Consider the following 15,095-nt stretch of genomic DNA (forward strand, 5'->3'; position numbering starts at 1 on the left):
ATCGCCTCGACGATGGTGCGCCGGTCTACTGGCGGACGGCGCATGGCCTTCACACCCTCGGAACAACGGCCGCCCACATCTCATCCGAAATCACGTCACGCGACGCAAGGACGAGCGCGCACCCCACTGCGCCCGAAACTCTTCAGCAACAGACCTAGTGGATTTCCCTGATCGGGCAGTCGTCCTCGAGGATGACTGCCCGATCGTCTAAATCGCTCCGCAGGGCGATGTTCTCCGAAGCTGATTTCGTCAGACTTGGAGCATGACAATTTTCGAATGGATCCTTGCAATCCCCGCTCTTGCGCTTGCCGTCGCGTTCTTGTTCTCCGGAATCATCTCCGCGGGCATCGACTTCGACGCCGAGGACGGTGTCATGACGCACTGATGTTCGTTTCCCTCTAGCCGCTGATCTTACTTTGGAGTAAGTTACCGACTATGGCCACTTACATCGTCACTGGCGGTACCGGATTCCTCGGACGAGCTGCACTGCCACTCCTGCTCGAGCGTGATCAAACTGCTCAGATCCATGTGCTGGTCAGAGCCGGTTCTGTAGCCAAACTCGAAGAACAGGTGTCGGCAATTCCCGGCGGCGATCGCGTGCATCCACTCATTGGAGATCTGACCGAGCCGGGACTGGGCATCGACTCTCCCCCGCCTGCCGACCACGTCCTTCACCTCGGCGCGATCTACGACATCACCGCCGGAGACGAGCAGGCTTCGACGAATGTCGAGGGCACACGCTCCGTGGCCGACCTTGCCGCACAGCTGGGAGCCACCCTTCATCACGTGTCATCAGTCGCAGTTGCGGGCGACTACCCGGGAACCTTCAGCGAAACCGATTTCGATTGCGGTCAAGGCTTTCCCACTCCGTACCACCGAACCAAGTTCGAGGCGGAGAAAATCGTTCGAGAACGAGAAGGCCTCACCTGGCGTGTTTATCGGCCGTCTGCCGTGGTCGGTAACTCCGTCACCGGCGAGATGGACAAGATCGACGGTCCGTACTACTTGTTCCCAGGACTGGCGCTACTCGCGAAATTACCTGCAGCACTCCCCGTCCCGATCCCCAACCTCGGCGCAACCAACGTGGTGCCCGTCGATTACGTAGCCGCCGCCCTCGTCGAATTGATGCATGTGCCCGGCCATGACGGCGAAGCATTCCATCTCGTGAATCCGAAACCTCAACCGGTACGCGAAATCTATGCCGGACTCGCCAAGGCCGCCGGAGCGCCCCGGCCCGCACTCAGCCTGCCGGGCGTGATCGCCAAACCCTTTGTCTCGCCATTGCCGATGGATTCGGCAGAATCGGCGCGGAAGGTCTTCCTCGATCGCATCGGCATGCCTGCAGCATTACTCGACAACATGACGATGGCGCCGACCTTCACCTCCGCGAGAACCGTTGCCGCCCTGGCCGGATCAGGACTGGCGGTCCCCGAGTTCGGGTCGTACTCCACTGTGTTGTGGAAGTACTGGCGCGCAAACCTCGATCCCAATCGCGCACGACGTAACAGTCCCGAAGGACCACTCGTGGGTCGGATCGTTCTGATCACCGGAGGCTCTTCCGGAATCGGCAAGGCATCGGCCATTGCCGCCGCTCAGAAGGGCGCCACCGTTCTCCTGATCGCACGCCGCACCGACGAACTCGATGCCGCAGTACAGCAGATTCGATCAGCCGGAGGCAAGGCGTTCGGTTACCCCTGCGACATCACCGACGACGAGTCGGTCCAGCACACGATCAAAAGCATTCTGACAGAACACGATCACGTAGACATGTTGGTAAACAACGCCGGCCGATCCATCCGGCGCGGCATTTACCACTCCACTGATCGTTTCCACGACTACGAACGAACGATGGCCGTGAACTACTTCGGCGCTGTGCGATTGGTGCTCGCCTTGTTACCGACCATGCGTTCTCGCCGCTTCGGCCACATCGTGAACATCAGCAGCGCGGGAGTCCAGGCGGCAACGCCTAGATTCTCGGCCTACGTGGCGAGCAAGGCCGCCCTCGACGGTTTCTCGGACGTAGCCGCCTCTGAAACCCTGGCGGACGGAATCACTTTCACGACCATCCACATGCCGCTGGTCGAAACACCGATGATCGCTCCGACCGGCGAATACAACAACGGCCCGATCACCAGCCCGGAAAAGGCTGCGGCAATGGTGATCCGCGCGCTGATCGACCGCCCCAAACGCATCGACGTACCACTGGGAACCCTGGGTGATCTGGGAACCCTGTTCGCACCGCACACCAAGGACCGAATTCTCAACCAGATGTACCAGGCCTTCCCCGATTCTCCGGCGGCAAAGGGTCAGGTAGACAAGGAAACTCCGGCAGACGCTCCGGCAACACCGGCGCGACAGCACCACTCGCGCTCGCGCATCCGCAAACTCGGCCGTCGGGCCGCCCGACTCGTGCCCGGTACGCACTGGTGACCGGTGGTGTGACTTCGTCTCGGAGCGTTTCGGCAAGAGGAACGGATCTGTAGGTTCAGTCGGCGAATCCTCACCGGGTCACGCTGACAAAAGCAATCAACCGCCAGTTGCACAGGGTTCCGTATCGGTGCCTGACCCCGGGACCACCAGACCAGACTCGTAGGCGATGACGACAGCGTGCGTCCGATTCTGAGCACCGAGCTTTGCCAGCACGTTCCCGACATGCGTTTTCACTGTCTCCAGGCTCACAACCAGAACCTGAGCAATATCCGAGTTGCACAGCCCGGTGGCCATCAACCGCAATACCTCTTCCTCCTTTGCTGTCAGCGCTGCATTCGGGAACGCCTCAGCGGAGACCAACGGGCGGGGCGTAACCATCCGGCGTAGCGCGGCAGGGAACAGGATCACTTCGCCCGCCGCCACCACACGTACTGCCGCTGCGATCTGCGGGACTGGGAGCCGCTTCAGCACGAAGCCACTCGCGCCCGCACTGAGTGCGGCCGTGACGTAGCCATCGTTTTCGAAAGTGGTGATTACCAAGACTTTCGGCGGTTCGGTGCACTCGGCCTGGAGGTGCCGAGTTGCCTCTATTCCGTTGCGCAGCGGCATCCGCACGTCCATCAGCACCACATCCGGACGAAGTTGCCGCGAAAGCTCCACTGCTTCGATACCGTCGGAAGCCTCGCCGACGACCACAATCCCGGGCTGAGCTGCGAGCAGCATACGCAGGCCGCTGCGGGTAACGTCGTCGTCATCCGCAATCAGCAGGGTGACTGGCATGCTTGCAGGTTTGGCGGCGTCCTCACTCCAATTGGCTTCGGTCATCGTGCCACCCGTACCGGCAACTGAACACTCAATCGCCAGCCCTGGGCTCCGTCCGGTCCAGCCTTGAACTCACCGTTCAAGAGTCGCACGCGCTCGGCCAAACCTGCCAGGCCGCGCCCTGATCTTCGAACTACGTCTGCCTTTCCCCCGGTCACTGCCCCGATGCTGTTGACCACTCTGAGCTCGACGCTCTCCGAGCCGACTGCCACCGTGATTTCGATCGGCCCGCTGTCCCCGTGCCGCAGAGCATTGGTCGTCCCCTCTTGCAGGATCCGGTACGCCGCGCGAGAGAGTGTCCCCTGGATCTGTGAAAGGTCACCCGACAGGTTCACCTCCACAACCGCCCCCGCATGCCGCAACCGATCAATTAACGCAGGCAAGTCCGACAGCGTCCGAGAAGGTACAGCAGGCCTCTCCTCGCGAAGTACACCCAGTACGTAGTCCAGGTCCTCGAGCGCTGCCCGTGTCGACTCCTCGATGCTACGCATGGCGGCCCTCGCCGCGGCAGGATCGGAGGCAAGCACCTCGCCGGCCACCGCCGCCTGGATCGTGGCGGCGGTGAGCGTGTGTCCGATCGAGTCGTGCAACTCGTGAGCGACCCGATTACGTTCGGCCAGTTGCAGTTCGCGTTCTTCCGCCAGCGCGAGCCGTTCAGCCGTGGACGGCCCCAACAGTCGTGGCGCCAGCCATCTCAGCAGTGTTGCCACCAGGACACAAATTCCTACCGCAAGCAGGAGGCAGCCGGCCGCCACGATCCAGGTCCATCCACCCGTCACGTCAACCGACGTATCGAACAGACTGATTCGCGCCGTGCCGCCGAGCCAGTTCCCCGGGAGCGAAATCCCCATGATGAAAAGGACGCTGGTCGCGAGCGCCGCCAGCCAACCCACCATGACATGCAGGACAATCCAGAGCGGGGCCCGCCAGCGATCAATCTCCGAGAGGTTAGGAGTACGGTGTCCGAGCGCTGGACTCGGCAGCGACACCTGCAGCAGTCGGCGGGCAGTAACGATGAGCGCGCGTCGCACAGGATGCACCAGGCCGAGTGCTCCTACCAAAGTCACCCATATGAGCAGGACCGAAAGCACCCGGACGAACTCGGGTGCGGATTGCCACGCGAGAGCAGGCAACATCGCAACCACCAGAAGTGGCAGGCTTGCCAACACACCACAAAAGGCGAAAAGTACAGCTGAGTATGTAGAGCCCCGCATCAGCGGTCGTAGTCCTGTGATCATGATTCGACAAGTATGACTGGGCCGCTCGGCGATGGCCTCCCCCGATCGAGGGAGATGGTTTTCCCGCGTCGGAGCGATGCGCGACCAATCCTCCAGCAGACAGGATCGTGTCCAGACCGATCAATCTCTCCAAGGAGTTCTACTGATGCGCCGCCACAGTCGACAGGGCCAACCTCCCTCACCCCAAAGACAAAGCCGGAAACGGCACCGCGCCCTCTGTTCCGTCGCAATGACTCTCAGCGTGGTCACCCTCGGTGCGTGCTCGTCGTCCGCCGATACCGTCGCTGCGCGGCACGATGCGGTTCAACACTCACTCGACGCACTGGTGAGCGAGGACGGACTACCCGCCGCCCTCGCAAGCATCCAAGACCGAAACGGCAACTCCCACAACTACACCGCAGGAGTCGGTGACCTGACCACCGGATCAGAGGTACCCCCCAACGGCCAGATACGAATCGGCAGCAACACCAAAACCTTCACCGCAGTAGTGGTCCTGCAACTGGTCGCCGAAGGAAAGATCGAACTCGACACCCCCATCGAGACCTACCTACCCGGACTCGTCCGCGGAGACGGGATCGACGGCCACAACATCACCATCCGCCAACTCCTCCAACACACCAGCGGACTCCCCAACTACAGCAACTACCTGGAAGACGAAGTCCGATACTACGACCCACGCGAACTTCTCGACATCGCGCTCGAACATCCTGCCGACTTCGCCCCCGGAACGAGTTGGAAGTACAGCAACACCAACTACGTCCTCGCTGGCCTACTCGTACAGAAGATCACTGAAAAACCCCTCGCCGAGGAGATGAACCGGCGAATCTTCGCGCCGATCGATCTGCAGCACACATACTTTCCTGAACCATACGACGAGAAGATCTCGGAACTTCACCCCCGCGGCTACTACCGGGAGTCATCGGACGCGCCTCCCGTCGACATCACAGAGATAGACCCCTCGTGGGGATGGGCCGCAGGGCAATTGATCTCCACCACCTCGGACCTCAACCAGTTTCTCCACGCACTCCTCGACGGACGACTGCTCCCCGCAGCCCAACTCGACCAGATGCGCACTACCGTCCCCGCGGAGGAAACCTTCGGACCCGATGCCCGCTACGGACTTGGATTGGTCAGCCGCCCGCTACCGTGTGGCGGCCTGTCCTGGAGCCACGGCGGCAGTTTCCCTGGATACGAGACACGCGGGGGCGCTACCGACGACGGACGCGAAGCGAACATCGCGGTCAGCATGCAAGTAGTCGACGACGCCACCCGGAGAAAACTCGAACACGCGGTGGATATCGCCCTTTGTCGCTGAGGCCTCCTGTCAATCACCAAAGGCCGCCTACTCCGAAATAGCTCGTCAAACCGACAGTATCGGCCGCGAGACGCCGGACTCCGAGGTGCAGCCAGCTACACCCCGTACGCTCCGGCACGCACCACCGAGAGACTGCACTTCGCACCATGGAGGACGCGTACGCACGTCAATACTGTTCTCTGCATGTGGAACTCACCACGAGATTCGACGAACAGGAGACCACAACCAATGACCACCCTTCGACGTCGCCCCCTGCTCACCGTGCTTCCGGCAGTCACCGCTGCAGCCCTCATATTGGGCGTGAGCGGATGTGGTGACACCACTGACTCCACTGATTCCACTCGGCAAAGCGACGCTGCCGTGCAACAGGCGCTCGACGGCGTCATCGAGCAGGGGATCCCCGGCGCACAACTCGTGATCTCCGACCCGTCGCGGGGCACTCGCATCATTCGTGCAGGAATGGGAAACACCGCCACCGGCGAGCCTATCCCCGATGATGCGCGGGTCCGAATCGGCAGCAACACAAAGGCCTTCGTCTCGACCGTCGTCATGCAACTCGTCGACGACGGACTGCTCGACCTCGATATGAGCATCGAGCACTACCTGCCCGGAACGGTCGTAGGCAACGGGAACGACGGCAACCGAGTCACCATTCGAGATCTCTTGCAGCACACCAGTGGACTGACGGACTACCTCGCCGCCGGCGGAGCACGGCCGGAAGACATCAAGCCCGGCCAGCTGCTGGTGGGGACAAGCGCACAACCACCGGAGCACTTCTCCCCCACTGAACTGGTCGATATCGCGATGTCTCTTCCACCCGGCCCGGCAGCCAAAGACAAGGCTGTCTATTCGAACACGAACTACATTCTGCTCGGGATGCTCATCGAGAAGGTCACAGGACGCCCTGCCGCGCAGGAGATCACCACCCGCATAATCGATCCGCTCGGACTGATGGACACCTATTTTCCCGCCTCCCGCGAGACACAGATCCGCGGTTCTCATGCACAGGGCTATCACCCGATTGACGGCATTCAGGTCGATGTCACCGATGGCGACGTGTCGTGGGCCGACACCGCAGGTGCGATGGTCGCAACGGGCGCCGACCTCAACACTTTCTTCACGGCTTTGCTACGCGGCGATCTCGTCTCGAATGACAGGCTCGCCGAGATGAAACACACCGTGCCGTTCGACAGGAGCCCGCAGGACAGCTACGGACTCGGACTAGTCCGCGTGAACAGCTCCTGCGGGAAGGAGATCTGGGGTCACGGCGGCGGAATTCCCGGCTTCGGCACCTCGGGCGGAGTCGATACCACAGGACGCGCTGTGACTCTCACCCTCAATCACATCCCGATGAGCGAGGACGCCTTCGTAGCAGCACAGCGAGTTGTCGACGCAGCGATGTGCGAGAAGTGAAGGAAACATGTTCGTGCACGACTTCGCACGCAACATCGAACAACAATTCTTCCCGAGCGAACGATGTCCCGAACCTACCAATCCTCAGGAGTTCTACTGATGCGTAACAATATTCGAAAGGGCTTCCCTTCCTCAGATCGCCGGCAGGACCGCAAACGGCACCGGACCTTTTCGGTCGTTGCCGCGGCGGCCCTCGGTGCCATGACGCTGGCGTCCTGCTCGCCGTCATCCGCCCTCAGTCCCGATACCGTCGGTTCTTCCTCCACCGAGTCCGACGCGGTTCAACGCTCCCTCGACGCGCTGGTGAGCGAGGACGGACTACCCGCCGCCCTCGCAAGCATCCAAGACCGAAACGGCAACTCCCACAACTACACCGCAGGAGTCGGTGACCTGACCACCGGATCAGAGGTACCCCCCAACGGCCAGATACGAATCGGCAGCAACACCAAAACCTTCACCGCAGTAGTGGTCCTGCAACTGGTCGCCGAAGGAAAGATCGAACTCGACACCCCCATCGAGACCTACCTACCCGGACTCGTCCGCGGAGACGGGATCGACGGCCACAACATCACCATCCGCCAACTCCTCCAACACACCAGCGGACTCCCCGATTACGGAATACACGTCAATGACGAAGAGATCAGATACCGCTACGCCGACCCCCACGATTTGCTCGACGTCGCGTTCCAACACCCCGCCGACGCACCGCCCGGAACGAGTTGGGGGTACAGCAACACCAACTACATTCTGGCCGGCCTACTCGTACAGAAGGTTACCGGCCGCCCCCTCGCCGAGGAGATGAATCGACGTATCTTCGCGCCGATCGGCCTGCGCGACACCTACTTCCCATCCCCGGGAGACATGACCATCCGGGGTCCCCATCCCAAGGGATACCACCGCACCGCACCAGACAGCCCACTGAGTGACGTCACAGAGATGGACCCGTCGTGGGGATGGGCCGCAGGGCAGCTGATCTCCACCACCTCGGACCTCAACCAGTTCCTCTACGCGCTACTCGACGGACGACTGCTCCCCGCAGCCGAACTCGACCAGATGCGTACCACCGTCCACGTCGGCGGGCCCACCGGACTCGAGTACGGCCTCGGCCTCACCAGCAGGACTCTCTCGTGCGGCGGGGTCTACTGGGGCCATGGCGGCGACATAGTCGGTTACGAGACCCGCGGCGGCATCACCGACAACGGGCGCGCCGTAAACCTTGCGGTGACTGCTCTTCCCACGACTGCGTCCGCCACGCAACACGTCGTAGACACCGTGGACAGAGCTTTGTGCAGTTAAAGCTCTGGTGACAGCGTCACCCGGAATCTCACCCGAGTGACGCTGTACCGCCCGACGAAACATTCGGTCGGTTATTGGCCGAACGGACCAATGCGGCCTACGTGTCCGCTGCCACACTTCATCAGTCCATGCGGCACAACGCAATTCAGGAGGCATGATGAAGTCGGAACGCGCCACAGTTGAGGAACCCTCGCATAGCGGCGGCAAGTCGATACAAAACATATTGGACAACAAGTCAATTCGTCGAACAACGACTATGACTGTTGGGCTGCTCAGTACGATCTGGATGATCGACATGATAGATCGCGTGATGATCGGGCTTGCACTGCCGATGATCGGAGACGAATTCTCCCTCAGTAATACGCAATTGGGCGGAGTCGTGTCGATCTTCGCCATCTTTTACATGCTCGGGCAGGTCCCCGGCGGCATGCTGGCCGACCGATTCGGACCCCGGCCACTGTTGATCGTTGCGTTGATCCTGTGGTCGGTGTTCACCGCACTGACAGGATTCGCCTGGGGACTCGTCTCGCTGATGGTCATGCGTGCGATGTTCGGGCTCAGCCAGGGTCTCTTCCCAGCAGCGTCGTTCAAAGCTCTGGCTGAGCGAACCCGTCCGAAAACTCGCGCCACGGCCATGGGCTTCATGATCGGTGCAAACAACCTGGGCCCCGGCATCGCACCATTGATCATCGCCCCAGTTCTCATGGCCGTCGGTTGGCGGGACGCATTTTGGCTGGTGGCCATAGTCGGCGCCGTGATCGGCACAGTCGTCTGGTTGGTGCTCCCGGCGCCGTTGGACACAGAGATCACGGAAGATCCGGAGGCCGCACTGCAACCGCTCGCCAGTGAACACTCACGCGCCGCGGTATTCAAGTCCGTTTCGGTCTGGAAGTTCGCACTTCTGTTCTGCCTGGCTAACATGGCCGGATATGGGCTGTTGACCTGGGTGCCGAGCTACCTCCTCAACGAAAAGGGGCTCTCGCTGATCGATACGGGAATCTTCGCGGCGATCCCGTTCATCGTCACGGCATTGGCCATCGTCGTCGGTGGACGTCTGGTGGACAAGTACTTTCACGACAGCGCGCGCATTCTGCTCGTTCCGTGCATGGCCACCTCCGCCATTCTGCTGTTCTTGATGACTACCACCGATACCGTCGCGATGTTCACGTTCTATCAAACCCTCGCGATGGGCGTCAGCGGACTGTGCTCGATGTCGATCTTCGCCCTCCCGTTGCGGGCATTGCCTGCCGAACTCCTCGGTTCCGGAATGGGTTTGATCAACGGTTGTGGACAGCTCGCCGGTTTCATCACCCCCCTCGTGATGGGATGGATGGTGGACCAGTTCTCGTACATGGCCGCGTTCGGAGTCCTGGTCGGCGCGACGGCTGCGGCGGCTCTGGTGGCCATGATCGTTCCGCAAACCCCGGCGAAATTCTGAGGGCTCTCACGTGGTCCGGCGAAGTGGCCGCTGAAGGGTCGTTCCCGGCAGTGGCCGCTTCGCCGATCCGGAGCTGACCCCGGTGCCAGCTCGTCACCTCACTGCATCGAACCCGTTGCGCGAGCGCCGAAGTGCGCGCCCTGCAAGCATCCCCGTCGGCACCCCGTCCGACAGTGCCGGTTGCCCATTGACCACAACGTGCCGCATTCCGGTCGCATACACTCTTGGGTTGTCGTATGTCGCGAGATCCTCTACCTGCGAGGGGTCGAAGATCGCCAGATCGGCGTATCCCCCTGGCGCAATGTAGCCCCGCTTCGCCAAACCGAAGTTTTCAGCAGGAAGGCTGGTCATTCGGCGAACGCATTCCTCGACTGATTGCCCGCCAATGCCGCGGGTGTAGCGGCTCAGAATACGGGCGAAAGTTCCGAATGAACGGGGGTGGACGGGTTGCCCCGCGAAAAGGGTCTCCGTGCTTTGAGCATCGGCATCGGAACCAACCGAAACCCAGGGACGCTCGAAGGCAGTTCGCGTGTTGTCCTCCGACGCAATGAAATAGGCAGCCTCGGCTGTGGGGAGAGCGTCGAGAACAGCCAGTATGGTGTCTACCGGGTCGTGATGCCCCATCCTCCGAGCAATAGATCCCAGAGCTTCCCCCGCTCGGATCCCGAGTGCCGGTACCTCGGACAAGATCGTCACCCCATCGGCGCCTCCGGACGCAGCGTAGAGATTCTCCCAGTCCTCGTCCTCACGATGGATCCTCTCGCGGATCTGCTCTCGGACACCGGTCGAGTTCAGGTGCGTGCGCCCGGCCGTCGTGTCACGACACCGAAACTCCGGTGGCAACGCGGCACTGAGCAGCGTGTTCCCCGCCTCGTACGGATATACGTCCGCGGTGATTCGCACACCGTCCTCGCGAGCCGACTCAACCAATTGCAAGGCCTCGGACATTTTGTGCCAGTGCGACTTACCAGCAACCTTGAGGTGGTAGATCTCCCCGCGCGCTCCTGTCGTTCGAGCGATATCGACCAGTTCCTCGATGCTTTCGAGAAACCTCTGCCCTTCGCTTCGGAGATGGCAGATATGGACGGCATCGTGTCTGGCGAGCACCTGCGAAAATGCTCGCAACTCGCCGGAATCCGCATAGCTTCCGGGTGGATAGATCAGAGCCGAACCCACTCCGAGAGCTCCATTTTCAAGCTCCTCGTCGAGCAGGGCACACGCTTCGGCCAGCTCTTGTTCACTCAACAGGCGATTGTCCACACCCGCAACCACCATGCGCAGATTCGCCGCGCCGACGAAGCTCGCCACGTTGAAACCGACGCCGTTCGTCTCCAAGGATTCGAGAAAATCATGCAACCTCGGCCAATGTGATTGCACCCCAGTTGGAATCGCGCCCAATCCGAGCATCGCCGGAGTCATCGAACCCGTGACCGGTCCGAGAGACACGCCTTCACCGAAGACCTGGGTTGTGACCCCCTGATACAAGTCCGACAATCCTCGTGGGTCTTGCTGCAGCGTGAGGTAACTATGGCTGAGCACATTCACAAAACCGGGAGCCACCATGCAACCGCGAGCATCGATGTCGATCGCCCCCGGCACAGCACCGATCGTTCCGACTTCCACGATCGTGTCACCGGAGATCGCAACATCCGCTTTCCTGGGCGGGCTCCCTCTACCATCGAGCACAGTCCCGTCCCGAACGACGATTGTCGGCAGCATCACGTCTCCTCCACGGTGGCCTTGCTGTCGCGAGATGCGACCCTGTTCACTTTGCTGAATCGTGGAAGCGAAATCTTGTTCCAGACACACATACGCGATGCAAAATTGGTGCCGCCCTACCAAACTGGCCCATGGTTCCGATCATGCCATCGGTCAGCCGACGACCCCGCGGATCTCATTCTCGGAGGCATTGGCGCCCGTGCAGACAACAGCAACGCGCTTGCCAGCGAAGGTGTTCGGATGCGCATAGACCGCAGCAAGTGCGGCCGCACCGGCGCCTTCGCTCAAAGTGTGAGCGTCGTAGAGCAACGCCCGCTGCGCGAGGGTGATGTCATCGTCCGTGACGAGCAGGAATCCCCCGAGGCGTTCACGCAAGACACGTTGAGTGAGTGCGAACCCGGCACCGGTCGCAAGCCCTTCGACACGGGTGGTGTTCGAGCGCTCGACGCACGTGCCGGAACTCCACGAGTCATGTGCGGCTCGTGCGGCCTCAGACTGCACTGCGAACACCTCGAGGTGCGGTGCAAGCGCACTGGCGACGAGACACGCCGCCGCCGCACCGCTGCCGCCACCGACTGGGACCACCACCGCGTCCAGATCAGGTTGTTGTTCGAGGAGTTCGACGTAGGCCGTTGCAACACCGGCGAGGATTGCCGGCTCATTGGCGGCGCTCACGAGACGCAGGCCGTCACGTTCGCTGATGAAATCGGCATGAGCACGTGCCTCGTCGAAGTTCACACCGTGCTCGATGAGCTCGGCTCCGAGCATGCGGACAGCGTGAGCCTTGACTGGATTCGCCCCAACCGGCATGACGATCACACACCGCACGCCCCCACCCGCCGCGGCATACGCCAAGGATTGAGCATGGTTTCCGGTCGAGTAGCCGACAATCCCCCGCGCCCGCGTCGCCTCATCCAGTCCTGCCACCAGGTTCAGTCCGCCGCGAACCTTGAACGCACCCGTGGGGTGCACGTTCTCGTGTTTGACGAACAATTGGCTGCACGAGCCCGCACCCAAGGTCGGGTGCGATATCAGGGGCGTGACCGGTAGATGCCGACGGACGACCTGACTGGCACGCTCGATGTCTGCCCATACGGGTGGATGTAGCTGGTTTGATGCCGTGAGATCAGATGCCGGTGCCATGTGATTCACCCTGCCAAACACCGATTCATAGATCCAATACGTGTTTTCGTCCAAAGCATCGAAATCTTCTATGATTTTGGCATGCTCGATCTAATTCGGCTGAGGGTCCTGGTCGCTGTTGCACAGGAAGGGTCGGTGACAGCCGCCGCCGATTCTCTCGGTTACGCGCAGCCCTCCATCAGTCACCACCTTCGACAGCTCGAATCGGAAGTCGGGGTTCCACTGTTCCAGAGAGCGGGTCGTGGACTGCGCCTGACGGACGCTGGCGCAGTGCTGGTTCGGCGAGCCACCGAGATCCTCGGCCACGTCGACGCAGCGGTAGCCGAAGTCCAGACGTACGCAGGACTGAGGGCCGGGCGGGTACGACTGGCCGCATTCCCGTCAGCCCTGGCGAGTTTGATTCCGCAGGCGATGGCAGCGTTCACGTCCCAGTACCCCGATGTGTCCATCAGCCTCGTTGATGCAGAACCACCCAAAGCACTTGCACTGCTTCGTAACAACGATGTCGACGTAGCTGTTGTCTTCGCGCACGAGGACACCCCTGAAGTCGGGCTCAAGCATGTCGCGCAGACGACTTTGCTGGAAGATCCGTTGTACCTGATCACCTCTACGCGGAATGCAGATGCCGCCAACGAGATCACGGACTACGCCGGTGAGACCTGGATTGCCGGTTGCCCGAGCTGCCGAGCCCACCTCCTCACCGCTTGCAATCGAGCTGGATTCATTCCGCGGATCGAGTTCGAGACCGACGACTACGTCGCCGTCCAAGCCCTGGTCGCCTCCGGAAGCGGGGTAAGCACCCTTCCGGCCCTCGCCCTCCAGGCACATCAGAACCCGAGTATCCGCGCACACCGCATTCCCGGCGAGCGACGCACTGTCTCCGTCGCAACCTACGGCAAACCTCCACTTGCTCCCGCGATCGACGCGTTCGTCAGAACTCTGACAGCGATATCCGAATCCATGCGTGAGCGCGTCGAATTGGATGGGCACCAAGATAACCGGTGACCTCAGGTCCGGCCGACCACCGCGACTATCAGTGCGGCAAGTTCGCTTCGAGCATCGTCGGGCGAGAGCGCTCCCGCTACCGCCGCATGCGAGAGTGCCTCTGCAGCACCGAATATTGCGGTCATCGAAGGTTGCGCAAGTCCTCCGCCCGCACCAAAGGGAGTCAGCACCTCCCGACATCGTTCGGAATAGGCGTGTTCCGATTCACGCTTGACCCGCTCCAGCTCGGGCGAACCCTCCAGCGCTGCAAGCACACCCGTCAGTTCACGCCCCTGCGCCAGCGAACATCCGACGTAGGAGTCGGCGATGGCATTCGCGCGTCCGTTCAGAGACTCATCCGCGGCATCGAGATACTCCTCGAGCATCACCGTCTGACGATCGTCGAATTCCTTGAAGAGCGCTGCCAACAACGCGGCGCGAGAGGCGAAATGGCTGTATACAACTGGCTTTGCAACGACGGCACGTTCAGCCAACCGACCAAGGGTCAGCGCGTCCGCACCCTCCTCTCGCACCAACGCCCACGACACCTCCACGAGTTGTTCGTACCTGCCGGCTCGCGACAGTCTCGTACGTGCCATCGGACACCTCCTTGCGCTATATACCAATAGTAACCTACTCTTAGTACATAAGCGCACCATCTACCGAAGGACGCTCATGACCACACTCGTCGTAGTCTCCCACCCCGATCCCCAGTCACTTACCCAGCATGTCGCCCGTTCTACCGCCGACGCGATCCGCGACCTGGGCGGCGACGTCGACTTCGCGGACCTACATGCCGAGAATTTCGATCCCCGATTCGCCGAAGCCGATGTGAACCTGTTCCGCGGCAAAGGGGCTCCCCCGGCCGACGTTGCAGCCGAGCAGGAGCGAATCGATCGTGCAGACGATCTGATTCTCGTGTTTCCGATGTACTGGTGGTCGATGCCCGCACTACTCAAAGGTTGGATCGATCGAGTCTTCGTCAGCGGATGGGCGTACGAATTCACCCCGGGAAGCGAATTCGTGAAGAAACTGGACCGACTCACCGTCCACCTGATTCCAGTCGCAGGTGACGACGCCGAGAGTTTCGACCGACACGGCGTGTACGAGGCCTTCCGGACACAGATCGAACGCGGAATCATCGAATATTGCGGTGCCACACTGGGATCGACAACCTTCGTTCACGAGTCGGACACGAAGAGCCGAGACGTCCTCGCCGCAGAAATCCACGACCTCAGCGAAAGCATCGCGTCCCGTGTCGCCTACCCTGCGACCGCGACTTCCCGTTGACGGTCAA

At 61.4% G+C, this 15,095-nt stretch carries 13 protein-coding genes; 8 read left to right on the forward strand and 5 right to left on the reverse strand.

The features are described 5' to 3' along the window. Positions 1-262: 262 nt before the first annotated feature. Positions 263-385: a hypothetical protein gene (locus ABIE52_RS11870; RefSeq protein WP_003940840.1), complete on the forward strand. Its 123-nt coding sequence runs from the start codon at positions 263-265 to the stop codon at positions 383-385. A 50-nt stretch (positions 386-435) separates the two neighbouring features. Beyond that, positions 436-2,430, forward strand: coding sequence for an SDR family oxidoreductase (locus ABIE52_RS11875; protein WP_007727443.1), 1,995 nt, complete (start codon positions 436-438; stop codon positions 2,428-2,430). Between the two features lie 96 nt (positions 2,431-2,526). Here ABIE52_RS11875 and ABIE52_RS11880 read toward each other — a convergent pair whose 3' ends face one another. Both ABIE52_RS11880 and ABIE52_RS11885 read right to left on the reverse strand, forming a co-directional pair. Further along, positions 2,527-3,255: a response regulator transcription factor gene (locus tag ABIE52_RS11880; protein WP_007727444.1), complete on the reverse strand. Its 729-nt coding sequence runs from the start codon at positions 3,253-3,255 to the stop codon at positions 2,527-2,529. Continuing rightward, entirely contained in the window at positions 3,252-4,418 is a 1,167-nt protein-coding gene (locus ABIE52_RS11885) for a sensor histidine kinase (RefSeq protein WP_199267515.1), read from the reverse strand. The genes ABIE52_RS11880 and ABIE52_RS11885 overlap by 4 nt, the downstream gene beginning before the upstream one ends. 301 nt (positions 4,419-4,719) lie before the next feature. Here ABIE52_RS11885 and ABIE52_RS11890 point away from each other — a divergent pair, with 301 nt between their 5' ends. The 4 genes from ABIE52_RS11890 (at position 4,720) to ABIE52_RS11905 (ending at position 9,952) form a co-directional block, all read left to right on the forward strand. Next, on the forward strand, positions 4,720-5,805 hold the full coding sequence (locus ABIE52_RS11890; protein ID WP_230359678.1) for a serine hydrolase domain-containing protein: 1,086 nt from the start codon (positions 4,720-4,722) through the stop codon (positions 5,803-5,805). 228 nt (positions 5,806-6,033) lie between these two features. Then, a complete protein-coding gene (locus ABIE52_RS11895; RefSeq protein ID WP_007733647.1) occupies positions 6,034-7,218 on the forward strand; it encodes a serine hydrolase domain-containing protein in 1,185 nt (394 codons plus the stop codon). Positions 7,219-7,317: 99 nt separating this feature from the next. After that, positions 7,318-8,514 (forward strand): serine hydrolase domain-containing protein, encoded by a 1,197-nt coding sequence (locus ABIE52_RS11900; RefSeq protein ID WP_230359677.1) that lies wholly within the window; start codon positions 7,318-7,320, stop codon positions 8,512-8,514. A gap of 295 nt (positions 8,515-8,809) precedes the next feature. Next, complete coding sequence (locus tag ABIE52_RS11905; protein ID WP_354541488.1) at positions 8,810-9,952, forward strand: MFS transporter; 1,143 nt, start codon at positions 8,810-8,812, stop codon at positions 9,950-9,952. 93 nt (positions 9,953-10,045) lie between these two features. Here the strand turns inward: ABIE52_RS11905 and ABIE52_RS11910 are convergent, their stop codons facing one another. Continuing rightward, positions 10,046-11,671 (reverse strand): N-acyl-D-amino-acid deacylase family protein, encoded by a 1,626-nt coding sequence (locus ABIE52_RS11910; protein ID WP_007727452.1) that lies wholly within the window; start codon positions 11,669-11,671, stop codon positions 10,046-10,048. A gap of 153 nt (positions 11,672-11,824) precedes the next feature. Further along, positions 11,825-12,814, reverse strand: a complete 990-nt coding sequence (locus ABIE52_RS11915; protein ID WP_192712579.1) for a threonine ammonia-lyase — start codon at positions 12,812-12,814, stop codon at positions 11,825-11,827. An 81-nt stretch (positions 12,815-12,895) separates the two neighbouring features. Between ABIE52_RS11915 and ABIE52_RS11920 the strand changes: the two genes are divergently transcribed. After that, positions 12,896-13,819 (forward strand): LysR family transcriptional regulator, encoded by a 924-nt coding sequence (locus ABIE52_RS11920; RefSeq protein WP_007727464.1) that lies wholly within the window; start codon positions 12,896-12,898, stop codon positions 13,817-13,819. 2 nt (positions 13,820-13,821) lie between these two features. Here ABIE52_RS11920 and ABIE52_RS11925 read toward each other — a convergent pair whose 3' ends face one another. After that, positions 13,822-14,397: a TetR/AcrR family transcriptional regulator gene (locus tag ABIE52_RS11925; RefSeq protein ID WP_007727466.1), complete on the reverse strand. Its 576-nt coding sequence runs from the start codon at positions 14,395-14,397 to the stop codon at positions 13,822-13,824. Between the two features lie 76 nt (positions 14,398-14,473). Here ABIE52_RS11925 and ABIE52_RS11930 point away from each other — a divergent pair, with 76 nt between their 5' ends. Further along, positions 14,474-15,088 carry an NAD(P)H-dependent oxidoreductase gene (locus ABIE52_RS11930; RefSeq protein ID WP_007727467.1) on the forward strand — a complete coding sequence of 205 codons (615 nt, stop codon included), beginning with the start codon at positions 14,474-14,476 and terminating at the stop codon, positions 15,086-15,088. Positions 15,089-15,095 lie beyond the last annotated feature (7 nt).

This window comes from Rhodococcus sp. OAS809 (assembly GCF_040546695.1).
GTDB classification, from domain to species: Bacteria; Actinomycetota; Actinomycetes; order Mycobacteriales; family Mycobacteriaceae; genus Rhodococcus_F; species Rhodococcus_F qingshengii.

Excerpts from the sequence above, each read along its gene's own strand:
- ABIE52_RS11870 (WP_003940840.1), top strand. The coding sequence starts at position 263 with ATGACAATTTTCGAATGGATCCTTGCAATCCCCGCTCTTGCGCTTGCC.
- ABIE52_RS11875 (WP_007727443.1), top strand. The coding sequence starts at position 436 with ATGGCCACTTACATCGTCACTGGCGGTACCGGATTCCTCGGACGAGCT.
- ABIE52_RS11880 (WP_007727444.1), bottom strand. The coding sequence starts at position 3,255 with ATGACCGAAGCCAATTGGAGTGAGGACGCCGCCAAACCTGCAAGCATG.
- ABIE52_RS11890 (WP_230359678.1), top strand. The coding sequence starts at position 4,720 with ATGACTCTCAGCGTGGTCACCCTCGGTGCGTGCTCGTCGTCCGCCGAT.
- ABIE52_RS11895 (WP_007733647.1), top strand. The coding sequence starts at position 6,034 with ATGACCACCCTTCGACGTCGCCCCCTGCTCACCGTGCTTCCGGCAGTC.
- ABIE52_RS11900 (WP_230359677.1), top strand. The coding sequence starts at position 7,318 with ATGCGTAACAATATTCGAAAGGGCTTCCCTTCCTCAGATCGCCGGCAG.
- ABIE52_RS11905 (WP_354541488.1), top strand. The coding sequence starts at position 8,810 with ATGATAGATCGCGTGATGATCGGGCTTGCACTGCCGATGATCGGAGAC.
- ABIE52_RS11910 (WP_007727452.1), bottom strand. The coding sequence starts at position 11,671 with ATGCTGCCGACAATCGTCGTTCGGGACGGGACTGTGCTCGATGGTAGA.
- ABIE52_RS11915 (WP_192712579.1), bottom strand. The coding sequence starts at position 12,814 with ATGGCACCGGCATCTGATCTCACGGCATCAAACCAGCTACATCCACCC.
- ABIE52_RS11920 (WP_007727464.1), top strand. The coding sequence starts at position 12,896 with ATGCTCGATCTAATTCGGCTGAGGGTCCTGGTCGCTGTTGCACAGGAA.
- ABIE52_RS11925 (WP_007727466.1), bottom strand. The coding sequence starts at position 14,397 with ATGGCACGTACGAGACTGTCGCGAGCCGGCAGGTACGAACAACTCGTG.
- ABIE52_RS11930 (WP_007727467.1), top strand. The coding sequence starts at position 14,474 with ATGACCACACTCGTCGTAGTCTCCCACCCCGATCCCCAGTCACTTACC.